General features: G+C 51.7%; 24 protein-coding genes. 17 read left to right on the forward strand and 7 right to left on the reverse strand.

What is annotated here, in order from left to right; translation table 11 throughout:
- Positions 1 to 12: 12 nt before the first annotated feature.
- Complete coding sequence (locus tag WB371_RS04750; protein WP_336218947.1) at positions 13 to 2016, reverse strand: FAD-dependent oxidoreductase; 2004 nt, start codon at positions 2014 to 2016, stop codon at positions 13 to 15.
- A 139-nt stretch (positions 2017 to 2155) separates the two neighbouring features.
- Positions 2156 to 2638: a zinc ribbon-containing protein gene (locus WB371_RS04755; protein WP_336218948.1), complete on the reverse strand. Its 483-nt coding sequence runs from the start codon at positions 2636 to 2638 to the stop codon at positions 2156 to 2158.
- Between the two features lie 235 nt (positions 2639 to 2873).
- On the opposite strand from WB371_RS04755, the gene leuS reads away from it, so the two are divergent.
- From leuS to nadD, 4 genes are read left to right on the forward strand one after another with little or no spacing between them, the layout of a single operon-like run.
- Positions 2874 to 5456, forward strand: coding sequence for a leucine--tRNA ligase (leuS, locus tag WB371_RS04760; RefSeq protein WP_336218949.1), 2583 nt, complete (start codon positions 2874 to 2876; stop codon positions 5454 to 5456).
- A gap of 14 nt (positions 5457 to 5470) precedes the next feature.
- Positions 5471 to 6058: an LPS assembly lipoprotein LptE gene (gene lptE, locus WB371_RS04765; protein ID WP_336218950.1), complete on the forward strand. Its 588-nt coding sequence runs from the start codon at positions 5471 to 5473 to the stop codon at positions 6056 to 6058.
- A complete protein-coding gene (holA, locus tag WB371_RS04770) occupies positions 6058 to 7089 on the forward strand; it encodes a DNA polymerase III subunit delta (RefSeq protein WP_336218951.1) in 1032 nt (343 codons plus the stop codon). The genes lptE and holA overlap by 1 nt, the downstream gene beginning before the upstream one ends.
- Position 7090: 1 nt before the next feature.
- Positions 7091 to 7732: a nicotinate-nucleotide adenylyltransferase gene (gene nadD, locus WB371_RS04775; RefSeq protein WP_336219097.1), complete on the forward strand. Its 642-nt coding sequence runs from the start codon at positions 7091 to 7093 to the stop codon at positions 7730 to 7732.
- On the opposite strand, the gene cobD is transcribed toward nadD, so the two are convergent.
- Positions 7707 to 8792, reverse strand: a complete 1086-nt coding sequence (cobD, locus tag WB371_RS04780) for a threonine-phosphate decarboxylase CobD (protein ID WP_336218952.1) — start codon at positions 8790 to 8792, stop codon at positions 7707 to 7709. The two genes, nadD and cobD, sit on opposite strands and share 26 nt — an antisense overlap.
- A 98-nt stretch (positions 8793 to 8890) precedes the next feature.
- Between cobD and WB371_RS04785 the strand changes: the two genes are divergently transcribed.
- The 11 genes from WB371_RS04785 (at position 8891) to lipA (ending at position 19588) form a co-directional block, all read left to right on the forward strand.
- A complete protein-coding gene (locus WB371_RS04785) occupies positions 8891 to 9502 on the forward strand; it encodes an adenosylcobalamin/alpha-ribazole phosphatase (protein WP_336218953.1) in 612 nt (203 codons plus the stop codon).
- A 259-nt stretch (positions 9503 to 9761) separates the two neighbouring features.
- Positions 9762 to 10079, forward strand: coding sequence for a ribosome silencing factor (gene rsfS / locus WB371_RS04790; RefSeq protein WP_336218954.1), 318 nt, complete (start codon positions 9762 to 9764; stop codon positions 10077 to 10079).
- A gap of 3 nt (positions 10080 to 10082) precedes the next feature.
- Positions 10083 to 10550 carry a 23S rRNA (pseudouridine(1915)-N(3))-methyltransferase RlmH gene (gene rlmH, locus WB371_RS04795; protein WP_103776430.1) on the forward strand — a complete coding sequence of 156 codons (468 nt, stop codon included), beginning with the start codon at positions 10083 to 10085 and terminating at the stop codon, positions 10548 to 10550.
- Positions 10551 to 10579: 29 nt separating this feature from the next.
- Positions 10580 to 12481, forward strand: a complete 1902-nt coding sequence (mrdA, locus tag WB371_RS04800) for a peptidoglycan DD-transpeptidase MrdA (protein WP_336218955.1) — start codon at positions 10580 to 10582, stop codon at positions 12479 to 12481.
- A gap of 2 nt (positions 12482 to 12483) precedes the next feature.
- Positions 12484 to 13596 carry a peptidoglycan glycosyltransferase MrdB gene (gene mrdB / locus WB371_RS04805; protein ID WP_336218956.1) on the forward strand — a complete coding sequence of 371 codons (1113 nt, stop codon included), beginning with the start codon at positions 12484 to 12486 and terminating at the stop codon, positions 13594 to 13596.
- A 10-nt stretch (positions 13597 to 13606) separates the two neighbouring features.
- Positions 13607 to 14707 (forward strand): endolytic peptidoglycan transglycosylase RlpA, encoded by a 1101-nt coding sequence (gene rlpA, locus WB371_RS04810; RefSeq protein ID WP_336218957.1) that lies wholly within the window; start codon positions 13607 to 13609, stop codon positions 14705 to 14707.
- A gap of 139 nt (positions 14708 to 14846) precedes the next feature.
- Positions 14847 to 16058 carry a D-alanyl-D-alanine carboxypeptidase DacA gene (gene dacA / locus WB371_RS04815; RefSeq protein ID WP_336218958.1) on the forward strand — a complete coding sequence of 404 codons (1212 nt, stop codon included), beginning with the start codon at positions 14847 to 14849 and terminating at the stop codon, positions 16056 to 16058.
- A 107-nt stretch (positions 16059 to 16165) separates the two neighbouring features.
- The gene (gene ybeD / locus WB371_RS04820) at positions 16166 to 16429 is read left to right on the forward strand and encodes a DUF493 family protein YbeD (protein ID WP_004100153.1); all 264 of its coding nucleotides are present in this window, start codon (positions 16166 to 16168) and stop codon (positions 16427 to 16429) included.
- Between the two features lie 96 nt (positions 16430 to 16525).
- On the forward strand, positions 16526 to 17167 hold the full coding sequence (lipB, locus tag WB371_RS04825) for a lipoyl(octanoyl) transferase LipB (RefSeq protein WP_336218959.1): 642 nt from the start codon (positions 16526 to 16528) through the stop codon (positions 17165 to 17167).
- Between the two features lie 294 nt (positions 17168 to 17461).
- Complete coding sequence (locus WB371_RS04830) at positions 17462 to 18415, forward strand: YbeF family transcriptional regulator (protein WP_336218960.1); 954 nt, start codon at positions 17462 to 17464, stop codon at positions 18413 to 18415.
- Positions 18416 to 18622: 207 nt separating this feature from the next.
- Positions 18623 to 19588, forward strand: coding sequence for a lipoyl synthase (gene lipA, locus WB371_RS04835; protein WP_336218961.1), 966 nt, complete (start codon positions 18623 to 18625; stop codon positions 19586 to 19588).
- Positions 19589 to 19686: 98 nt separating this feature from the next.
- On the opposite strand, the gene tatE is transcribed toward lipA, so the two are convergent.
- Positions 19687 to 19890, reverse strand: a complete 204-nt coding sequence (tatE, locus tag WB371_RS04840; protein ID WP_152405505.1) for a twin-arginine translocase subunit TatE — start codon at positions 19888 to 19890, stop codon at positions 19687 to 19689.
- Between the two features lie 128 nt (positions 19891 to 20018).
- Complete coding sequence (locus WB371_RS04845; protein WP_336218962.1) at positions 20019 to 20807, reverse strand: deaminated glutathione amidase; 789 nt, start codon at positions 20805 to 20807, stop codon at positions 20019 to 20021.
- A 91-nt stretch (positions 20808 to 20898) separates the two neighbouring features.
- Between WB371_RS04845 and crcB the strand changes: the two genes are divergently transcribed.
- The gene (crcB, locus tag WB371_RS04850; protein ID WP_336218963.1) at positions 20899 to 21282 is read left to right on the forward strand and encodes a fluoride efflux transporter CrcB; all 384 of its coding nucleotides are present in this window, start codon (positions 20899 to 20901) and stop codon (positions 21280 to 21282) included.
- Between the two features lie 54 nt (positions 21283 to 21336).
- Here the strand turns inward: crcB and cspE are convergent, their stop codons facing one another.
- Both cspE and pagP read right to left on the reverse strand, forming a co-directional pair.
- Positions 21337 to 21546 (reverse strand): transcription antiterminator/RNA stability regulator CspE, encoded by a 210-nt coding sequence (gene cspE / locus WB371_RS04855; RefSeq protein ID WP_000034826.1) that lies wholly within the window; start codon positions 21544 to 21546, stop codon positions 21337 to 21339.
- A gap of 173 nt (positions 21547 to 21719) precedes the next feature.
- On the reverse strand, positions 21720 to 22298 hold the full coding sequence (gene pagP / locus WB371_RS04860) for a lipid IV(A) palmitoyltransferase PagP (RefSeq protein WP_336218964.1): 579 nt from the start codon (positions 22296 to 22298) through the stop codon (positions 21720 to 21722).
- Between the two features lie 444 nt (positions 22299 to 22742).
- On the opposite strand from pagP, the gene dcuC reads away from it, so the two are divergent.
- Positions 22743 to 24128: an anaerobic C4-dicarboxylate transporter DcuC gene (gene dcuC, locus WB371_RS04865; RefSeq protein ID WP_336218965.1), complete on the forward strand. Its 1386-nt coding sequence runs from the start codon at positions 22743 to 22745 to the stop codon at positions 24126 to 24128.
- The last annotated feature ends 47 nt before the right edge of the window (positions 24129 to 24175 follow it).

A 24175-nucleotide genomic window follows, 5' to 3' on the forward strand; every position in this document is an offset into this window, starting at 1 on the left:
CCGATCTTTTCGTTACAGGCTTCGACCCAGCTCATAACCATCCCAGATGGCATACATGATGTTATTCACTTTTCGCGCATCGCCGACCTGATAAGTTAAAAAGCCAGGCTCTGCTGCGGTCAACTGCTCATAAAGGTGTGACGCCGGGCGATAACCTACGGCATAAATAAGCGTGTCAGACAGTCGCTTTTGGCTCCCCTCGGGTGTAACAATCTGTACCCCATCAGTGTATACCTCGCTAACCGACGCATTCACATGCACCGGGATCTGATGGTAGGCCAGTAGATCCCTGAGCATGTCATAGTTCATAAACGGCATGTTTTTACCGCCACCCAGCGCAGCAGGGGCAAATTCCACCATCTCAACCTGACGACCCAACTGCTTTAACCATAAAGCGAGTTCCGCGCCTACCAGCCCCGCGCCAATAATGGTGCAACGCTCTCCAGCCAGCGCGGGATTCATTAAAACATCAGAGGCAGAGAGGCAAGATAAGCGTTCCATGCCGGGGATTTCAGGCACAACCGGTGTTGAACCGGTCGCGATAACAGCAACGTCGGGCGCAAGCTGAGCCAAAAACGCTGGCGTCACCGTCGTACTGAAGTGGATCGCGACATTTAGCGCCTTGAGCTCGGTTTCATACCAGTTCAGCAGATCGCGATCGTACGATTTGAAAGAAGGCTGACTTCCGGGAATAACCACGCCGCCAACACGCTGCTGCTGCTCATAAATTGTTACGCGATGACCTCGTGTCGCGGCGACTCTTGCAACTTCCATCCCCGCAATGCCTGCGCCAACAACCACGATATTTTTCTTTTCCGCGGCAGGCATCATTTGATAAATCGCCTCGCGACCACAGGCGGGATTCACGGCGCAGGAGAGCGTGCCCCCGCGTGGAAAACGGCCCATACATCCCTCATGGCAGGACAAACACGGGCGGACCCGCTGAGATTGCCGGAGATAAATTTTATTCGGGTAATCCGGATCGGCCAGTAACGGACGCCCCAGCGACACCAGATCGCACTTCCCTTCCCGCAACGCCTGTTCAGCCAGCGCGTCATCATCCATGCGCCCTGCAACAATCACCGGGACATCAACCGCCTCTTTCACCTGACGAGCAAATTCCAGGTAAATCCCTTTTTTACCGAAGTACATCGGCGGATGGTTCCAGTACCACGCATCATACGTTCCCACATCCACATCCAGCGCATCATAACCTGCCGCCACCAGTTGGCGTGCAACGTTCAGCCCCTCTTCGATGTCGCGCCCCTGTTCGACAAAGCGCTCACCAGGCAGTGCCCCTTGTCGCCGCCCTTTAATAAAGCTTTTTAAGCTGAAACGAAGTACGACGGGATAGTCCTCACCGCAGCGAGCCTTGATGGCTTTTACCACCTCCTGAGGAAATTTAAGCCGCCCCTGCTCAGAGCCTCCAAACTCATCAGTACGCTGGTTATAAAAAGCCATGGTGAACTGATCCAACAGATACCCTTCATGCACGGCATGAATTTCAACACCGTCGAATCCACAGCTTTTTGCAATGTCGGCACTTCTCGCAAACCCATCAATAAACTGATAGATCTCATGACGCGTAAGCGCGCGATGTTTAATGTTGGGATCCCAGCGATTTTCCGTTTCTGACGGCGCGACATAATGTCCAAAATGTTCGCCGGGATTTCCCGCGTAGCCAAAGCCCGCCGAGAGTTGCAGGAAGATTTTGCACCCCCATGCATGAACCCGCTCGACCATCTCTATCGCGGTAAGTTTAAATGCGCGCGGATTTCTGACTGGAGAGACGGCATGCATCGGCTCAAGCCCTTCGATCTCGGGAGCGACATCGGCCAGTCCGGTGATAATTAACCCCACGCCTCCCTGAGCCCTTGCCACGAAGTAATCCACGGCGCGCTGAGTAAATGCGCCATTGGCATCCACCATGCCAAGATTACCCATCGGAGCCATCACGTAGCGGTTTTTTAACGTCACATTGCCTATCGCGAACGGAGAAAAGATCATTCTGCTCATCGCTAATTTCCTTAGTTTAAAGTTTTCAGCCTAATAATTAGGCTGTTATTTATTTAAGATATTAACGAAAGATGCGAACCCACAGACAAAAAAATCCCCGACAACGCGGGGACGGGGGAAGCTTTTTTCAGCCGCTTAATTACGGCTCAAACGGCCGGCGCTGGAACTGGTCATGTCCGCATTTAGGACACCGCGGCAGCACTTCCGGGGTATATACCGCCAGATGGAAGTGACACTTCTCACAGACCAGATTGCCCAGCCCCACCACTTCACCACTGTGATACACACCGTGATGGCTCAGATCCTGGAAAACTTCACGCCATTCCAGTTGCGTCTTGTCGGTGATATCCGCCAGCTCCTGCCAGATACTCTCTTTAATGACCCGCATAAAGACGCTGTCGGATTCCTCCTCCAGGCTCTCCTCGTAGCTCATGGCGAACTCTTCCAGATCGCGTCTGACAGCACGCGTAACTTGATCCACTTCAGTTCGCGTCAACTCCCCGGCTTGCAAAACTCGCTGCCGCGCCTGCTCCACTAGCGCATCGATATCACGTTCGCCATTACGCAGTCGTTCACTTAATGATGCCACCAGCTCACGGTAATACTGAGCAACCTTGTTCATCGTTTCGCCTCCCGGGTCGTTAACTGTCTATAATAATAGACGTTATTTACGTCGCGCTTTGCAAGGCTGTCCACAGAGTGTGTAAATTCGTGCAAGAATTGTCGCAGTGCGAATTCCATGCTGAATGCGCGAAAGGCTGTTTTGACGCGGGCGTTTGGGCTATGCTATGCGGATCTGAAACACCACATCGAAAGCTACGTTTGTAGCTGTATTGAAAACAGGACCACTGGCTGCCATGCAAGAGCAATACCGCCCGGAAGAGATAGAATCCAAAGTACAGCTTCACTGGGATGAGAAGCGCACATTTGAAGTAACCGAAGACGAGAGCAAAGAGAAGTATTACTGCCTGTCTATGCTTCCCTATCCTTCTGGTCGACTACACATGGGCCACGTACGTAACTACACCATCGGAGACGTGATCGCCCGTTATCAGCGTATGCTGGGCAAAAACGTCCTGCAACCTATCGGCTGGGACGCATTCGGTCTGCCTGCGGAAGGCGCAGCGGTGAAAAATAACACCGCCCCCGCGCCGTGGACGTACGACAACATCGCTTACATGAAAAACCAGCTCAAAATGCTGGGCTTTGGTTACGACTGGAGCCGTGAGCTGGCGACCTGTACTCCGGAATACTATCGCTGGGAACAGAAATTCTTCACTGAACTGTATAAAAAAGGTCTGGTTTACAAGAAGACCTCGGCGGTGAACTGGTGCCCTAACGATCAGACCGTACTGGCGAACGAACAGGTGATCGACGGCTGCTGCTGGCGCTGTGACACCAAAGTTGAGCGTAAAGAGATCCCACAGTGGTTTATTAAAATCACCGCTTACGCCGACGAGCTGCTAAACGATCTGGATAAACTGGATCACTGGCCTGACACCGTGAAAACGATGCAGCGTAACTGGATCGGTCGCTCTGAAGGTGTGGAAATCACCTTCGACGTGACAGGCTATGAAAATACGCTGACCGTCTATACCACCCGTCCGGACACCTTTATGGGCGCCACTTATCTGGCGGTTGCCGCGGGCCACCCGCTGGCGCAAAAAGCGGCGGCGAATAATGCGGAACTGGCTGCTTTTATCGACGAATGCCGTAACACCAAAGTCGCTGAAGCCGACATGGCGACCATGGAGAAAAAAGGGATCGATACTGGCTTTAAAGCGATTCACCCGTTAACCGGTGAAGAGATCCCTGTCTGGGCCGCTAACTTCGTTCTGATGGAATACGGTACAGGCGGTGTGATGGCCGTTCCGGGTCACGATCAGCGCGACTATGAATTTGCCACTAAATACGGCCTGACCATCAAGCCTGTCATCCTGGCGGCAGACGGTTCTGAACCGGACCTGTCCGAACAAGCGCTGACGGATAAAGGCACGCTGTTTAACTCCGGTGAATTCAGCGGCCTGAGCTTCGAAGACGGTTTCAATGCCATTGCTGACAAACTGACCGCGTTAGGCGTGGGTGAGCGTAAAATTAACTACCGACTGCGCGACTGGGGCGTTTCCCGTCAGCGTTACTGGGGCGCACCGATCCCGATGGTGACGCTGGAAGATGGTACCGTGCTGCCGACGCCAGAGGATCAACTGCCGGTTATTCTGCCGGAAGACGTTGTGATGGACGGGATTACCAGCCCAATCAAAGCCGATCCGCAGTGGGCGAAAACCACCGTGAACGGCCAGCCTGCGCTACGTGAAACCGATACCTTCGACACCTTTATGGAGTCCTCCTGGTACTATGCACGCTATACCTGTCCGCAGTATCAGGAAGGCATGCTGGATTCCAAAGCGGCAAACTACTGGCTGCCAGTGGATATTTACATCGGCGGTATCGAACACGCCATCATGCACCTGCTCTACTTCCGCTTCTTCCACAAACTGATGCGTGATGCAGGCATGGTGAACTCTGATGAACCGGCAAAACAGCTGCTGTGTCAGGGCATGGTGCTGGCGGATGCGTTCTATTATGTTGGCGAAAACGGCGAGCGTAACTGGGTTTCTCCGGTTGATGCGATCGTTGAGCGCGACGACAAAGGTCGTATCGTTAAGGCGAAAGACGCGGCAGGTCATGAGCTGGTGTATACCGGCATGAGCAAAATGTCCAAGTCGAAAAATAACGGTATCGACCCGCAGGTAATGGTTGAACGTTATGGCGCGGATACCGTGCGTCTGTTCATGATGTTCGCCTCTCCGGCAGACATGACGCTGGAATGGCAGGAGTCCGGTGTTGAAGGGGCTAACCGCTTCCTGAAACGTGTCTGGAAACTGGTTTATGAGCACACTTCTCGTGGCGATGTTGCGCCGCTGAACGTTAATGCGCTGTCAGAAGATCAAAAAGCGCTGCGCCGTGATGTGCATAAGACAATCGCTAAAGTGACCGATGATATCGGCCGTCGTCAGACCTTCAATACCGCGATTGCGGCTATTATGGAGCTGATGAACAAACTGGCGAAAGCGCCGCAGGACGATGAGCAGGATCGCGCACTAATGCAGGAAGCGCTGCTGGCGGTTGTGCGGATGCTCAACCCGTTCACCCCGCACATCTGCTTTACGTTGTGGCAGGCGCTGAAAGGCGAAGGCGATATCGATAACGCGCCGTGGCCGGTTGCAGACGATGCCGCGATGGTTGAAGACTCCACGCTGGTCGTGGTGCAGGTCAACGGCAAAGTGCGTGGCAAAATCACCGTGCCGGTGAATGCGACTGAAGAACAAGTTCGCGAACGTGCGGGTCAGGAACATCTGGTCGCAAAATATCTTGATGGCGTTACCGTGCGTAAAGTGATTTATGTACCGGGTAAACTGCTCAATCTGGTCGTTGGCTAAGCGCGGGAGGAAGCGTGCGATATCTGGCAACATTGTTGTTATCTCTGGCGGTGTTAACCACCGCCGGGTGTGGCTGGCACCTGCGAAATACCACGCAGGTCCCCGCCACGATGAAAACCATGATTCTCGATACCGGGGATCCGAATGGCCCGTTAAGCCGTGCTGTGCGTAACCAGCTTCGCCTGAATAATGTTGAACTGCTGGAAAAAGGCTCAATGCGTAAAGACGTTCCGTCATTGCGTCTTGGCGCAGTCACCATTTCGCAGGATACGGCTTCTGTTTTCCAGGATGGCCAGACGGCGGAGTATCAGATGGTTATGACAGTCAATGCGTCGGTTTTGATTCCGGGACACGATATTTATCCCATCAGCACGAAAGTGTACCGCTCGTTTTTTGATAACCCGCAAATGGCGCTGGCAAAAGATAATGAGCAGGACATGATTATCAGAGAGATGTACGACAAAGCCGCGGAGCAACTGATCCGTAAATTGTCGAGCGTTCAGGTCGCTGATGTTCAATCCACTCAGGAAGCGGCCGCTGATGAAAAAGAAGCGAAACCCGCTTCCTCTTCTACGCGTGCCTCCACCACACTGGGTAACTGATGATTCGGTTGTACCCTGAACAACTCCGCGCGCAGCTCTCTGAAGGGCTGCGCGCGGCGTATCTGCTACTTGGAAACGATCCGCTGTTGTTGCAGGAAAGCCAGGATGCTATTCGTCAGGCTGCCGCGACGCAGGGATTCGATGAACATCATACATTTACACTCGACAACAACACCGACTGGAATGCCTTGTTCTCGCAATGCCAGGCGATGAGCCTGTTCGCCACTCGCCAGACACTGCTGCTGTTGTTGCCGGAAAACGGTCCGAATGCGGCAATCAATGAGCAACTGGCGGCCCTGACGCCATTGCTGCATGACGATCTGCTGCTGATTGTGCGCGGAAACAAGCTCACCAAAGCACAGGAAAATGCCGCCTGGGTCAGCGCCCTGGCTGACCGATGTGTTCATGTCAGTTGTCAGACGCCAGAACAAGCGCAACTCCCTCGCTGGGTTGCGACACGCGCAAAGCAAAATAATCTGCAACTCGATGACGCGGCGAATCAACTGCTGTGCTATTGCTATGAAGGTAACCTGCTGGCATTAGCGCAGGCGCTGGAACGTTTATCGCTGCTCTGGCCGGATGGGAAACTCACGCTACCCCGCGTCGAACAGGCCGTTAACGATGCCGCGCACTTCACCCCGTTTCATTGGGTTGATGCTCTGCTGATGGGGAAAAGTAAGCGTGCGCTGCACATTCTGCAACAGTTGCGTCTGGAGGGCAGCGAGCCTGTTATTCTGCTGCGAACGCTGCAACGCGAACTGTTACTGCTGGTCTCGCTGAAACGTCAGTCTGTCCATACCCCGCTGCGCACACTATTTGATAAGCATCGCGTCTGGCAAAACCGTCGGGGAATGACGGGCGACGCGCTGAACCGGCTGAGCCAGACGCAATTACGCCAGGCGGTACAATTGCTGACCCGTACGGAATTAACGCTGAAACAGGATTATGGGCAGTCGGTCTGGGTTGAGCTTGAAGGGCTCTCGCTGCTGATTTGCCACAAAGCGCTGGCGGACGTTTTTATTGATGGCTGATATGAAATCATTACAGGCTCTTTTTGGCGGCACCTTTGATCCGGTGCATTATGGTCACCTTAAACCCGTGGAAACGCTGGCCAATCTGATTGGTCTTTCACGGGTTATTATCATGCCAAATAACGTTCCGCCTCATCGTCCGCAGCCAGAGGCGACCAGCGCGCAGCGAAAAACCATGCTGGAGCTGGCCATTGCCGACAAACCGCTGTTTATTCTTGATGAGCGCGAACTGCAACACGACACGCCTTCTTATACCGCACAAACGCTGAAGGTCTGGCGCGAAGAGCAAGGCCCGGATGCGCCGCTGGCGTTCATTATCGGTCAGGATTCGCTGCTGACCTTCCCGACCTGGCATGACTACGAAACCATTCTTGATAACACGCATCTGATTGTCTGCCGCCGTCCGGGTTATCCGCTCGACATGGCGCAGGAACTGCATCAGCGTTGGCTGGAAAAGCATTTGACAAATACGCCAGACGATCTGCATCAGCTTCCTGCCGGGAAAATCTACCTCGCCGAAACGCCGTGGTTCAATATTTCCGCAACAATCATCCGGGAACGCCTGGAGAACGGCGAACCCTGTGATGACCTGATGCCGCAAGCGGTGCTGGACTATATTAATCAGCACGGCCTGTATCGCTGAATACCTCCGTTAATGCCGCTAACAGACGATCGTTCTCCTGTCGGCTGCGGATCGCCACGCGGAAATAACGTCCGTCAAGTCCGGGATAATTGGCGCAACTACGGATAAGAATATGTCGCGTCAGCAGCGCCTGCTGGAGATCCGTGTCACAGCGCAATAACAGATAGTTAGCCACTCCAGGGTAAACCGTCAGTCCTGGCATCGCGCGCAGTTGCTGATAAAAACGCGGCCCCTCGTCCCGCAACCACTGCCATGTTGCCTGTTGATACGCGGTATCCTGTAGCACATGCTCTCCGGCCAGCGCCGCAAACGCATTGATTGACCAGGGCATCTGCCGCGCTCTTATCTTCGCGACGGCCTGCTCATCGCTATTGATGAGATAACCCAATCGCAGTCCCGGTATGGCATAAAACTTGGTCAGCGAACGCAGAACCCAGATATGCGGGTTATCCTGTAACCGTGGAATAAACCCCGGTTCTTCGGCAATAAAATCGATAAACGCTTCATCGAGAATGAGCGCGATGTTCAGTGCCTTACAGCGTTCGGCAATGGCGTCTAATAATGCGCGTTGCGGCAACAATCCGGTCGGATTATTCGGCGTACACAGGAACAGGCAGTCCAGTTGCGACGTTAACGCATCAAGGATCGCGCTGGTCAGTTGCCAGCCATCTTCCTCACGCAGGGCGTACTCATCAATGATACATTCCCCCCATTGCAATGCACGTCGGTATTCGGCGAAACCCGGCGTCACAATCATTGCCCGACGCGGCTTAAAACCATTTACGAGGGAAAAAATCGACTCCGTTTCACCGTTACCGGCAAGGACCCACGCGGCAGGTACCTGATGATGTTTTGCCAGCGCCTGATGCAGGTGAATGTAATCGACATCAGGGTAGCGTTCGGCGAGGTGTAAATTGTCGGCGATAGCGCGTTTTACCGTTTCGGGCATACCCAGCGGATTAATGTTCGCGCTAAAATCCAATAACATCTCAGGTGAAATGCCGAGCCGTTCGGCGGCTTCGCGGGTGTTGCCGCCGTGGGCGCTGTTGAATAAAGACATCGGTGCCGCTCCTGGCAAAAGAGGCTATTTTAGAGAATTCAGGTTGCGCAATCCGGGCCAATATCATGTTTTGCGCCAATACGTGTCACGAGGAAAGAATGCGACTCTGGTTAGTTCGTCATGGTGAAACCGAAGCCAATGTAGCCGGATTGTACAGCGGCCATGCCCCCACGCCCTTAACCGAGCGCGGTATCGCACAAGCGCGAACGCTGAATACACTGCTCAACCGGGTTCCTTTCGAGCACGTGCTGTGCAGCGAACTGGAACGCGCACAACATACCGCGCAGTTAGTGCTTGAGGGACGCGATCTTCCTTTACAGGTCAAACCGGAACTCAATGAGATGTTTTTTGGCGACTGGGAAATGCGGCATCATCGCGATCTCAGCCGCGAAGATGCGGAAAATTACGCGGCCTGGTGTAACGACTGGCAAAACGCGACACCAACCAACGGCGAAGGATTTCAGGCTTTTGCCCAGCGCGTTGAACACGCCATCCATCTGCTCGCCGATTACCAGCATGCTTCTCACGTTTTAGTCGTCAGCCATCAGGGTGTGCTCAGCCTCCTGATAGCCCGGTTACTGGCTATGCCTGCCGCCGCCATGTGGCACTTTCGCGTTGAGCAAGGATGCTGGAGTGTCATTGATTTCTGCGAAGATTTTGCCACGCTTCGGGTGTTGAACAGCCGGGCGGTCTGGGCCCCCGGAGAATGAAACATCTGTTTTTTACCATCAGACACGTTCCACCCATTGACACCCCCGGACAGGCTGTTATCCTCCGCAGCCAGACTTTTCCTGCCCTTTCGCGTGTTTCAGAAATTGTTTTACAAAAATGGCGATGCATTCTGATGCCGGGGGTGGGATGATAGCCCACTTTCAGAAAGCCACCCGCTGACTTTGTCCAGAAAAAATGGCGGGTTCAGGTATACTGACAGGCTTAACCAGATTTATTTCACGCACCCAGGGGGAAAACTTGCAGGGTAAAGCACTCCAGGATTTTGTTATCGACAAAATTGATGACCTCAAAGGTCAGGACATCATCTCCTTAGACGTTCAGGGAAAATCCAGTATCACCGACTGCATGATCATCTGCACCGGGACTTCAAGCCGCCATGTCATGTCTATTGCTGATCACGTTGTGCAAGAGTCACGCGCAGCGGGAATGCTGCCACTGGGCGTGGAAGGTGAAAGCGTCGCCGACTGGATTGTCGTTGATCTCGGTGAAGTGATTGTCCACGTTATGCAGGAAGAGAGCCGTCGCCTGTATGAGCTGGAAAAACTCTGGAGTTAATGTGTGAAGCTTCAGCTTGTCGCTGTTGGTACGAAAATGCCCGACTGGGTGCAGACCGGTTTTACCGAATACTTGCGGCGTTTTCCCAAAGATATGCCGTTTGAGTTGATTGAAATCCCGGCAGGTAAACGCGGCAAGAACGCGGATATTAAGCGAATTCTCGACAAAGAGGGTGAACAGATGCTGGCTGCCGCAGGCAAAAATCGCATCGTCACTCTCGATATCCCGGGCAAACCCTGGGACACGCCGCAACTGGCGAGCGAACTGGAACGCTGGAAACTGGATGGTCGTGATGTCAGCCTGTTAATTGGTGGGCCGGAGGGCTTGTCCCCCGCCTGCAAAGCGGCAGCGGAACAGAGCTGGTCACTCTCTGCGTTAACGCTTCCTCATCCCCTTGTCCGGGTGCTGGTCGCAGAGAGTCTGTATCGGGCGTGGAGCATTACCACTAATCACCCTTATCACCGTGAGTGATCATTGAGCTTGAGTAGACTAAGCAGCGGATGAAATTACAGAATTCTTTTCGCGACTATACGGCTGAGTCCGCGCTATTTGTGCGCCGGGCGCTGGTCGCTTTTTTGGGTATATTGCTGCTCACCGGCGTGCTTATTGCCAACCTGTATAATTTACAGATCGTCCGTTTTACCGATTACCAGACCCGCTCGAATGAAAACCGCATTAAGCTGGTGCCGATCGCCCCCAGCCGCGGCATTATTTACGACCGTAATGGCATTCCCCTTGCGCTGAATCGCACGATTTACCAGATTGAAATGATGCCTGAGAAGGTCGATAACGTACAACAAACGCTGGATGCGCTGCGTAACGTTGTCGATCTGACCGACGATGATATTGCAGCATTCAAGAAAGAGCGCTCTCGTTCGCACCGGTTCACGTCTATTCCGGTAAAAACCAACCTGACCGAAGTGCAGGTTGCCCGCTTTGCCGTAAACCAGTACCGCTTCCCGGGCGTGGAAGTGAAAGGCTATAAGCGCCGCTATTATCCCTACGGCTCGGCCCTGACCCATGTTATTGGCTATGTGTCGAAGATTAACGATAAAGACGTTGAGCGGCTGGATAAAGACGGCAAGCTGGCTAACTATGCGGCCACCCATGACATTGGTAAGCTGGGAATTGAACGCTACTACGAAGAAGTGCTGCACGGTCAGACGGGTTATGAAGAGGTTGAAGTCAACAACCGCGGACGCGTTATCCGCCAGCTTAAAGAGGTTCCGCCACAGGCAGGACACGACATCTATCTGACGCTGGATCTCAAACTTCAACAGTATATCGAAACGCTGCTCGCCGGTAGCCGTGCTGCCGTCGTGGTGACTGACCCGCGTACCGGTGGCGTGCTGGCGCTGGTGTCAATGCCGAGTTATGACCCGAACCTGTTTGTCGATGGGATTTCCAGTAAAGACTATTCCAGTCTGCTTAACGACCCCAATACGCCGTTGGTCAATCGCGCAACGCAGGGGGTTTATCCACCGGCATCAACGGTAAAACCGTATGTCGCTGTATCCGCCTTGAGTGCAGGCGTCATCACCCGTAATACCAGCCTGTTTGACCCTGGCTGGTGGCAGTTGCCCGGCTCTGAAAAACGTTACCGTGACTGGAAAAAATGGGGTCACGGACATCTGAATATCACCAAGTCGCTGGAAGAGTCCGCTGATACCTTCTTCTACCAGGTCGCGTATGACATGGGTATTGACCGTCTCTCTGAATGGATGGGGAAATTTGGTTACGGCCAGTATACCGGTATTGACCTTGCGGAAGAGCGCTCCGGTAACATGCCCACCCGCGAGTGGAAACTTAAGCGGTTTAAAAAACCGTGGTATCAGGGCGATACCATCCCGGTCGGTATCGGCCAGGGTTACTGGACGGCCACCCCTATTCAGATGAGCAAAGCGCTGATGATCCTGATTAACGACGGTGTGGTGAAAGTGCCGCATTTGCTGATGAGTACGGCGGAGGATGGCAAAAAAGTTCCCTGGGTACAGCCACATGAACCGCCGGTGGGCGATATTCATTCCGGATACTGGGAACTGGCGAAGGACGGGATGTATGGTGTGGCAAACCGTGGTAACGGGACGGCGCATAAGTACTTCGCCAGCGCGCCTTATAAAATCGCGGCCAAGTCCGGTACTGCTCAGGTCTTCGGCCTGAAAGCGAATGAAACCTACAATGCGCATAAAATTGCCGAACGTCTGCGCGACCATAAGTTGATGACCGCCTTTGCGCCGTATAACGATCCCCAGGTCGCGGTAGCCATCATTCTGGAAAACGGCGGAGCCGGTCCGGCAGTAGGTACGATTATGCGGCAGATTCTTGACCACATCATGTTGGGCGATAACAACACCGATCTGCCAGCGGAAAACCCGGCGGTTGCAGCGGCGGAGGATCAATAACCATGACGGATAATCCGAACAAAAAAACATTCTGGGACAAGATTCATATCGATCCCACCATGTTGCTGATTCTGCTGGCGCTCTTAGTCTACAGCTCGCTGGTTATCTGGAGCGCCAGCGGCCAGGACATTGGCATGATGGAGCGTAAAGTCGGCCAAATTGCGATGGGGCTGGTGATCATGGTGGTGATGGCGCAGATCCCACCTCGCGTCTATGAAGGATGGGCACCCTATCTCTATATATTCTGTATCATTTTGCTGATAGCCGTGGATGCTTTTGGGGCTATCTCGAAAGGTGCGCAGCGCTGGCTGGATTTGGGTATCGTCCGTTTCCAGCCCTCTGAGATCGCCAAGATTGCGGTGCCCTTAATGGTCGCCCGGTTTATCAACCGCGATGTCTGCCCGCCATCGCTGAAGAACACGGCCATTGCGCTGGTGCTGATTTTTCTGCCGACGCTGCTGGTTGCCGCACAGCCGGACCTCGGCACCTCAATTCTGGTCGCGCTTTCCGGTTTGTTCGTCCTGTTCCTCTCTGGCTTAAGCTGGAGACTGATTGGCGTTGCGGTCGTATTGGTCGCGGCATTTATCCCCATTCTGTGGTTCTTCCTGATGCACGATTATCAGCGTCAACGCGTGATGATGCTACTTGATCCGGAAACCGATCCCTTAGGTGCGGGTTATCACATCATTCAGTCTAAAATTGCGATTGGTTCTGGCGGGTTAAGCGGTAAAGGCTGGCTCCACGGCACCCAGTCACAACTGGAGTTTTTGCCTGAACGCCATACTGACTTTATCTTTGCCGTACTGGCGGAAGAGCTGGGACTGGTTGGGATCCTCATCCTGTTGGCGCTGTACATTCTGTTGATTATGCGTGGCCTGTGGATTGCCGCCCACGCACAAACCACCTTTGGCCGGGTCATGGCCGGTGGCTTAATGTTGATTTTATTCGTTTATGTCTTCGTGAATATTGGTATGGTGAGTGGGATTCTGCCTGTTGTGGGCGTTCCGCTTCCGTTAGTCAGTTACGGAGGCTCAGCACTGATAGTGTTGATGGCCGGGTTCGGGATTGTCATGTCGATCCATACCCACAGAAAAATGTTATCAAAAAGCGTGTAAGGGGTACGCAATGCGTAAGCAATTGCCTGGAGTCTGCGTCGCAGCAGGAATTATGCTGCTTGCGGCATGTACGAGTGATGACGGTCAGCAACAGACTACCGCCGCGCCACAGCCGGCAGTATGTAATGGACCCGTGGTTGAAATTAGCGGGGCCGATCCGCATTTTGAGCCGCTTAACCCAAGCGCGAATCAGGATTATCAGCGAGACGGGAAGAGCTATAAAATTGTACAAGATGCCTCTCGCTTCAGTCAGGCTGGATTAGCGGCAATCTATGATGCCGAACCTGGCAGCAATCTGACGGCCTCTGGGGAAGCGTTCGATCCGATGCAACTGACTGCCGCCCATCCAACGCTACCAATTCCCAGCTATGCTCGTATCACCAACCTTGCCAATGGTCGTATGATCGTGGTGCGCATTAACGATCGTGGACCTTACGGTAACGATCGCGTGATTTCACTCTCACGTGCCGCCGCCGATCGTCTCAATACGTCCAATAACACCAAAGTGCGTATTGACCCAATTATTGTCGCGCAGGATGGCTCGCTCTCAGGCCCAGGTATGGCCTGTACGACGGTGGCAAAACAGACCTATGCCCTGCCCGCACGCCCGGATCTGAGCGGTGGAATGGGGAGTGCGTCCTCCGCCCCGGAAGCCATGCAGCCGCAGGGTGATGTACGTGCTATCAGTAATTCCACGTTGCAAAGCGAAGACAGCGCAGGCGCGCCAGTGAAAAGCAGTGGCTTCCTCGGCGCCCCAACAACCCTGGCTGCAGGCGTACTGGAAGGAAGTGAACCCACACCCGCACCGCAACCCGCAGCAGCAACACCGGTAACCGCGCCAGCAGCATCGACAGCAGCGATAGCACCTGCCGCCGCCGCAACCAATGGCCGCTACGTGGTTCAGGTTGGTGCCGTCAGCGATCAGGGACGCGCGCAGCAGTATCAACAACGTCTGGCGCAGCAGTTTGGCGTTCCCGGACGAGTGACGCAGAATGGCGCCGTGTGGCGCATTCAACTGGGACCATTCGCCAACAAAGCGGAAGCCAGCGCATTACAGCAACGTTTGCAATCCGAAGCCCAATTACAGTCTTTCATTACCGGCGCGCAATGAATTTATCAAGGCATCTGAAGTGTCAATTTCTGTAAATGACGTTAACAAAGTCATGCGGAAAGTCAGATGCCTGCCGGTATCGCATTTGCTATAGTAGGGCACTTTTTTTAATTTCATCACGGACGTCGTAGTTCAGACCATGAAGACCACTTTTACCGCTCGTTTCATGAAGCGCATGGCGCTCACCACGGCTCTTTGCACAGCCGCTATTTCAGGCGCGCATGCCGATGACCTGAATATCAAAACCATGATCCCGGGTGTTCCGCAGATCGACGCAGAGTCCTACATCCTCATTGACTATAACTCCGGTAAAGTGCTGGCGGAGCAAAACGCCGATACACGTCGTGATCCGGCCAGTCTGACCAAAATGATGACCAGTTACGTTATCGGTCAGGCCATGAAAGCGGGCAAGTTTAAAGAGTCAGATTTGGTTACGATTGGTAACGACGCATGGGCAACCGGGAATCCGGTGTTCAAAGGCTCTTCGCTGATGTTCCTCAAGCCTGGTATGCAGGTGCCTGTTTCGCAATTGATTCGTGGGATTAACCTGCAATCCGGTAACGATGCGTGCGTGGCGATGGCTGACTTTGCAGCCGGCAGCCAGGATGCATTCGTTGGAATGATGAACAGCTACGTAAATGCCCTCGGTTTGAAAAACTCTCACTTCCAGACGGTTCATGGTCTGGATGCCGAAGGTCAGTACAGTTCTGCCCGTGACATGGCGTTGATTGGTCAGGCGCTGATCCGTGACGTTCCTAATGAATACTCTATCTACAAAGAAAAAGAGTTTACCTTTAACGGTATCCGTCAGCTGAACCGTAACGGACTGCTGTGGGATAACAGCCTGAATGTGGATGGCATCAAAACCGGCCATACCGACAAAGCGGGTTATAACCTTGTGGCCTCTGCAACCGAAGGTCAGATGCGTTTGATCTCTGCGGTCATGGGGGGACGTACCTTTAAAGGACGTGAAACGGAAAGTAAAAAACTGCTGACCTGGGGCTTCCGTTTCTTTGAAACCGTCAATCCAATAAAAGCAGGGAAAGAGTTTGCGTCTGAACCAGCCTGGTTTGGTGATACCGATCGTGCCTCGTTGGGTGTCGATAAAGACGTCTATCTGACTATCCCTCGCGGGCGTATGAAGGACCTGAAGGCCAGCTATGTGCTGAACACAACGGAACTGCACGCACCGCTGCAGAAAAATCAGGTGGTCGGCACGATCAATTTCCAGCTTGACGGTAAAACCATTGAACAGCGCCCGCTGGTGGTATTGCAGGAAATTCCTGAAGGTAACTTCTTCGGAAAAATCATTGATTACATTAAATTAATGTTCCATCACTGGTTTGGTTAAAAATCGAACACTTGAAAGTGTGATTTCCGTCCCCATATACTAAGCATCAGTAAAACTCCCGCCCTCTGGCGGGAGTTGTTATTTATTTACGTTACGCCGGAGCTGACATGAAAACCAAACTTAACGAACTGCTTGAATTCCCTACTCCTTTTACTTACAAAGTAATGGGACAGGCGTTACCTGAGCTGGTTGATCAGGTGGTTGAAGTGGTACAGCGCCATGCGCCAGGTGATTACTCTCCGACGGTAAAACCAAGCAGCAAAGGCAACTACCACTCGGTCTCGATTACCATCAACGCAACGCATATTGAGCAGGTTGAAACACTGTATGAAGAACTCGGAAACATCGAGATTGTCCGTATGGTGCTGTAATACCTGATGTGGGTCCTGACCAGGTTCAGGGCCCTCTGCCCTCCTTCGCTGTGATATACTTTATCCCTCTTTGTTTTTCTCTACGGAGATGTTGTTTTGTCTCAGGATAAAATACGGGTCCGCCAGCTCGGCCTCCAACCCTACGAACCGGTCTCCCGGGCGATGCATGAATTTACCGATACCCGCGACGAACATACTGCTGATGAGATCTGGCTGGTTGAGCACTATCCTGTTTTCACCCAGGGTCAGGCAGGGAAAGCCGAACATATCCTGATGCCCGGTGATATTCCGGTTATTCAAAGCGACCGGGGTGGACAGGTCACTTACCATGGTCCTGGCCAGCAGGTCATGTACGTACTGTTAAACCTGAAGCGCCGCAAACTGGGCGTGCGGGAACTGGTGACGCTTCTGGAGCAGTCAGTTGTTAACACTCTCGCGGAATTGGGTATTGAAGCCCATCCTCGCGCTGACGCGCCAGGCGTCTACGTTGGCGAAAAGAAAATTTGCTCTCTCGGTTTGCGCATTCGTCGTGGCTGTTCATTTCATGGCCTCGCGTTGAATGTAAATATGGATCTTTCACCTTTCCTGCGAATTAATCCCTGTGGTTACGCCGGGATGGAGATGGCGAAAATATCTCAATGGGATAATAAAGCAACTACCGATAATATCAGGCCACGATTATTGTCCAATATTTTAGCCTTGCTAAACAATCCACCCTTCGAATATATCACAGCTTAACTAATTGAATATAATGGCCTAAAAACAACAAGGCCATTAGTACAATATCCTTCAAATGCTTTACAATGCCTCCTGCTTTCTATATTTTCTTTCTATCTTACTGGGTCTTTAACGATTTTATCTCATTAAATAAATGATGTAGGATTTTTCCATACCAGAATGTTAAACCTGCCATCAATTACCATTTGAATATGGTTATCGATACTACAGATGAACAATAGCGGTGAATTACATGCACAATAAAAATATAAACGCCACTATTATTCATACCGTGAATTAATTTGGAGCGCGAGCGTGAGTGATAATAGTAAGCCGAAAGGAAATTTCTACGAACATCGAGCCGACGATAAGCCACAAATTTTCAGAACGCTAAGAAATATCGATCTTAACCTGCTGACAATTTTTGAAGCCGTTTATGTTCATAATGGCATCGTCAATGCAGCAAGAATCCTCAATCTGACGCCTTCAGCTATTAGCCAGTCTATCCAGAAATTGCGCACTATTTTCCCCGATCCGCTCTTTATCCGGAAGGGTCAGGGCGTGACACCGACCACCTACGCTACCCATCTGCACGAATACATTAGCCAGGGACTGGAATCGATTCTCGGCGCACTGGATCTCACCGGCAGCTATGATAAACAGCGGACGATCACCATCGGCACAACGCCCTCTATCGGCGCGCTGGTGATGCCTGTCATTTATCAGGCCATCAAGTCACGGTATCCGCAACTGCTGCTGCGTAATATCCCCGTTCATGACGCTGAGACACAGCTCAGTCAGTTTCAGACCGATTTGATTATTGATAATCACACCTACAGTAATCGCGTGATTCAACAGCATGTCCTGTTTTCTGACAACATCGAACTGGTTTGCCGGAAGGGGCACCCTTCGCTGACCATGGCCCTCAGTGCGGATAATCTGGACAGTGCAGAACACAGTCTGTTAATGATTGAAGGACAAAGCCTTACCCTGCTGCGTCAGCGCATCCAGGAGTTGTTCCCCAACAGGCAAATTAGTTTTAGCAGCTACAATATTTTTACTGTGGCTTCGTTGATCGCCTGTACCGACCTGGTGGGCATTATGCCTGCGCGCTTTTATTCGTTGTTCAACCATTGCTGGCCTTTGCAGCGTGTCCCTCATCCATCCCTGAACAGTGAAAACATCGACTTCTCACTGCACTACAACAAGCTGAGTTTACGCGATCCGGTTCTTGAGAATGTCATTACCACCATCCGCGACGCATTCTGAAAGGGAAATGTTGCTGCCGGGTCACAACATATGTAGGGAAATGGCACAAAACAACAATTATTTTACATTTTGCCGGTCACTCAGGCTGCTTTAACACCCGTTTCGATGATATACTGCGTGTAATGAATTCAAAAATAGTTGATAAATACAACATTCCCTTGAATCAAAACGCTTTCCTTCGTTATTCGCAACTGGAACACGCACGCTATGAGTAAACCCATTGTGATGGAACGCGGTGTTAAATACCGCGATGCCGATAAGATGGCCCTTATCCCGGTCAAAAATGTGGCGACAGAGCGCGAAGCCCTGCTGCGCAAGCCGGAATGGATGAAAATTAAGCTTCCAGCGGACTCCACTCGTATCCAGGGCATCAAAGCCGCAATGCGTAAGAATGGCCTGCATTCGGTGTGTGAAGAGGCCTCATGCCCAAACCTGGCGGAGTGTTTCAACCACGGCACCGCGACATTCATGATCCTCGGCGCTATTTGTACCCGTCGCTGCCCGTTCTGCGATGTGGCCCACGGCCGCCCAGTCGCACCAGACGCAAATGAACCGGTTAAACTGGCGCAGACCATTGCGGATATGGCCCTGCGTTATGTCGTCATCACCTCAGTAGATCGTGACGACCTGCGTGACGGCGGCGCTCAGCATTTTGCCGATTGCATTACCGCAATTCGTGAGAAAAGCCCTGCGATTAAGATTGAAACGCTGGTCCCCGACTTCCGTGGCCGCATGGATCGCGCACTGGATATTCTGACAGCCACACCTCCGGATGTGTTTAACCACAACCTTGAGAACGTACCGCGTATTTATCGTCAGGTTCGCCCGGGCGCGGATTACAACTGGTCGCTCAAGTTACTGGAGCGCTTTAAAGAAGCGCATCCGGAGATCCCGACAAAATCGGGTCTGATGGTTGGCCTCGGTGAAACCAACGCCGAAATTATTGAAGTGATGCGCGATTTGCGCCGCCATGGCGTCACGATGCTGACGCTGGGCCAATATCTGCAGCCAAGCCGCCACCATCTGCCTGTTCAGCGCTATGTCAGCCCTGATGAATTTGAAGAGATGAAAGCGGAAGCAATGGCAATGGGCTTTACACACGCTGCTTGCGGACCATTCGTCCGTTCGTCATATCATGCTGACCTGCAGGCAAAAGGAATGGAAGTGAAGTAATTCCGTAACGAATATTTACATTTCACCGATAAAAAAACCCGCATGAACGCGGGTTTTTTCTCGTCAGAGTAAAACGGATGAGCATCCGGCTCCGGGTGTTACTCTTTATGAGAGAGTTTCTCAGCCTGAATGTTGCCGTCTGCGTCTTTTTTCGCACCCGCATCTTCATCATTCATTGCTTTCTTGAAACCCTTAATCGCCGTGCCCAGGTCTCCACCCAGCGTGCGTAACTTCTTGGTACCAAACAGCAGAACGACCAGTGCGGCCACCACCAGCAGTTTGGTAATACTAATCTCACCCATAGATACCTTCTTAACTTAAAACAGGCTGCATAGCGCGCCTTAGTAACCTGAGAATATTAACGGTCATTTGACGCGCGCACACAATAGCAATCTGTAACAAGGTGAATCAAGCAGTGTTTAAAAAAACGTCATAATAGTTGCGGTGGCGCAAATCTGCGATTACGTAACACCGGCAATTGCGCCCGCACCTGCCGAATTCGTTCAGCCGACATCTCTGCCATAATCAACGCAGGTATCTCTGCTGCTGCCGCAATCGTCGTACCAAAAGGGTCAACGATACGACTCTGCCCAATATTTTTATTCCCGCACTCTCCCGCAGCAACCATATAACACGTTGTATCCAGAGCCCGGGCGGCCAGCAATGTTGACCAGTGATGTTCTTTCAGTGCGCCTTTTACCCACGCTGCCGGTAGAACCAACACATCCGCCCCCTCAAGAGCGAGCGCCAACGACACATCGGGAAAGCGGAGATCGTAGCAGGTCATCAGGCCAACCTTAAATCCTTCAACATCAAGCAAAGGCGCGATCGCATTGCCGGCATCCACATTTCTGGATTCCTGAATGGAAAACGCGTCATAAAGATGCAGCTTAGCGTAACGCGCAATGATCTCCCCTCCCCGCAACGCCACCAGCGTATTTATCGCACGTCCGGAGCATGAAGGAACATGAACAGTGAGGATAGTGGTCATTGTGTTACAGGCACTTTCCCGCAATAACATCTTCAGGAATGCCCCATCCAGAGGCTGGGCTGATTTCACAGACAGATCGGGATCCTGGTCATCCCGCGCCAGCAGTGCTTCCGGTAAAACCAACAGCGACACGCCGCTTTTTGCTGCTCGCGACATTAACGATACGCACGTCTGCGCGTTTTGCTCCCATTGGGAGCTCACGGCAAATTGTCCTGCAGCTATGAACATATTTCCTCCAGTCAGTTTTATCAGACTCGCCAACCATGATTATTCAGCGTTACACTCATCCTCTATACCAACCAAATAGCAGGAACAGGCAGTGTTACAACTTCTTTTAGCGGTTTTTATTGGCGGTGGCACAGGAAGTGTAGCGAGATGGATGCTCAGCATGCGATTTAACCCGATGCATCAGGCGATTCCCATAGGAACCCTGACAGCGAATTTAATGGGCGCATTTATCATTGGTATGGGGCTGGCATGGTTCAGCCGTATGACAAACATTGATCCGGTCTGGAAAGTACTCATCACCACTGGTTTCTGTGGCGGCCTGACAACCTTCTCCACATTTTCTGCGGAAGTTGTCTTTCTGCTTCAGGAAGGCCGGTTTGGCTGGGCGATGCTGAACGTACTGATTAACTTACTGGGCTCATTTGCGATGACAGCATTAGCATTTTGGCTGTTTTCTGCTTCCAGTGCACATTAAGAACCAAAAAAAACCCGCTCGATAAGCGGGTTTTGAAATCTTGCTGACGTAAGCTTACAGAGCAGTTACGTTTGCAGCAGAAGGGCCTTTGGCACCGTTAGTGATTTCGAACTCTACACGCTGACCTTCAGCCAGAGTTTTAAAACCATTGGTCTGGATTGCAGAGAAGTGTACGAACACGTCTTTGCTGCCATCTTCCGGAGTAATGAAACCGAATCCTTTGGACTCATTAAACCACTTAACGTTACCTTTAATCTTAGACATCAAAATTACCTTTACATGAAAAATAGACACAAATGCTGTGTCGGGTATCAGTACACCAATTGTGGTAGGCTTTGTCCAGTCGAACTTTGATAAAAAGTGATAAATGTCGCGTTATTTTTTATCATAAGCATATAACGCAATGTTTTATAACAATTTTACGGCTTTTTATCGTGTCAGAATTGAAAGCGCATCCATGCAAAGTAAACGTTACCGTTGTTATATGTTCCTGGGATATAGGTCATCTGGAACGTCACCGGGCCATAGCCGACAGAGGCCAACGGCAACAGTACCGGGATCGGAATGTAGTTCCAGTTATCACGCGCCGTCACACCCGCAGTAAACCCTAATCCCAAATGGAAGTTATCATCCGGCAGCGGTCGCCATGTACTCTCCCAGCCATAACCGCCAATAGGTTCCCATTTATTCCAGGAGTCTTTGAAGGCCATGATATAAAGACCGTGCCAGTTCCCTTTTTCATCCCAGCGTGACTGACCAAAACCGCCGCCCCATGGACGCTCGTTATAGCGATCTGTTTTTTCTTTATCGTACGCAAAACGGGCATGCCAGGTGATGGCAGGAATATAGAGATCGTAATGCTCAGGCTGCTTCCAGGTTTCGGCAATGTTATCCGTAAAAGTATTGAACCAGCCTTTTTCTTCCGCCGATGCCGGTGGCATGTAAGCTAACTGAATAAAAACAGATGAAAAAAGAAGCAAATATTTTTTAACGGCTTTCACGACATGTATTACCATTCAGAAATTCAGTATTTATTGTACCAAATTCAACTTGAATAAAACCTTAACGATTGTATTCGTTCACAGAATCAGATTGTTCTAAGATTTATCGCATTGTTACCAGATCCACATCGTCGCCACCATTCCGTTTCACCTGATTATCAGTAAGATATTGCGTTATCTTCATTTGTTCAGGTAAAAAATCCCACTCGCCCGACAAAAACAAACAATCACACATCATTTACATAACACATTAACAACAACCTGCTTTTTCCTTAAAATTCTGCGAAATACACCATTCAGATACCAGGTTAGAAAAAAAGAATAACCACTCAACGGGTTTAATCGTTCTGTTTATTGATTTTAATCAGCAAGCGGAATGGGTTTATTCGGCACATTTTTACACCAACTTATCATCATTTTCTTATTTTCATTCTGGGCGTCCATGTGACAGGGGAAACAATGTTGACATTTATCGAACTCCTGATAGGAGTTGTGGTTATTGTGGGTGTGGCGCGCTACATCATTAAAGGATACTCCGCGACGGGCGTGCTCTTTGTTGGCGGCCTGGCATTACTGATTATCAGCGCCCTGATGGGCCACAAAGTCCTGCCTTCCAGCGAAACCAGTACGGGCTATACCGCAACGGATATCGTTGAATACATCAAGATCCTGTTGATGAGCCGTGGTGGCGATCTCGGCATGATGATCATGATGCTTTGCGGTTTTGCCGCCTACATGACCCACATCGGCGCCAACGATATGGTGGTGAAGTTAGCCTCTAAACCCTTACAGTACATCAACTCACCCTATCTGCTGATGATTGCCGCCTATTTCGTTGCATGTCTGATGTCTCTGGCGGTGTCGTCTGCAACCGGCCTCGGCGTACTATTGATGGCGACGCTATTCCCGGTCATGGTTAACGTGGGAATTAGCCGTGGCGCTGCGGCGGCTATCTGCGCCTCCCCTGCCGCGATTATTCTCTCCCCAACATCCGGTGATGTGGTGCTGGCCGCAAAAGCCGCTGAAATGCCGCTGATCGACTTCGCGTTTAAAACGACGTTGCCTATCTCTATTGCCGCGATTATTGGTATGGCGATTGCTCACTACTTCTGGCAGCGCTATCTGGATAAGAAAGAAAACATTACCCATGAAATGCTGGATGTGAATGAAATCACCACGACTGCGCCAGCTTTCTATTCCATTCTGCCCTTTACGCCAATCATCGGCGTACTGGTTTTTGATGGAAAATGGGGGCCACAGTTGCACATCATTACTATTCTGGTGCTCTGCATGTTGATTGCGGCGGTGCTGGAGTTTATTCGCGGTTTCAACACCCAGAAAGTCTTCTCCGGACTGGAAGTGGCTTACCGTGGAATGGCCGATGCGTTTGCAAACGTGGTGATGTTGTTAGTTGCCGCTGGCGTATTTGCACAAGGGCTTAGCACTATCGGCTTTATTCAGAGCCTGATCTCCATTGCCACCTCGTTTGGTTCCGCAAGTATCATTCTGATGCTGGTACTGGTCATTCTGACGATGCTGGCCGCGATGACGACGGGGTCCGGGAACGCGCCGTTCTATGCTTTCGTCGAGATGATTCCCAAACTGGCGCACTCTTCCGGCATCAACCCGGCTTATCTCTCTATCCCGATGCTGCAGGCATCTAACCTGGGGCGTACCATTTCCCCGGTTTCCGGTGTGGTTGTCGCCGTTGCGGGTATGGCCAAAATCTCGCCGTTTGAAGTGGTAAAACGCACGTCCGTTCCGGTGATGGTCGGGCTGTTAATTGTTATCATCGCCACCGAAGTGATGGTTCCTGGATCAACCTCCGCCGTTGCGGGAGGCTGATTCATCAGATTTGCCGGATGATGGCGCTTAGCGGCTCATCCGGCAAA

It is taken from the genome of Citrobacter amalonaticus (genome assembly GCF_037053465.1).
In the GTDB taxonomy this organism is placed as follows: Bacteria; Pseudomonadota; Gammaproteobacteria; order Enterobacterales; family Enterobacteriaceae; genus Citrobacter_A; species Citrobacter_A amalonaticus_H.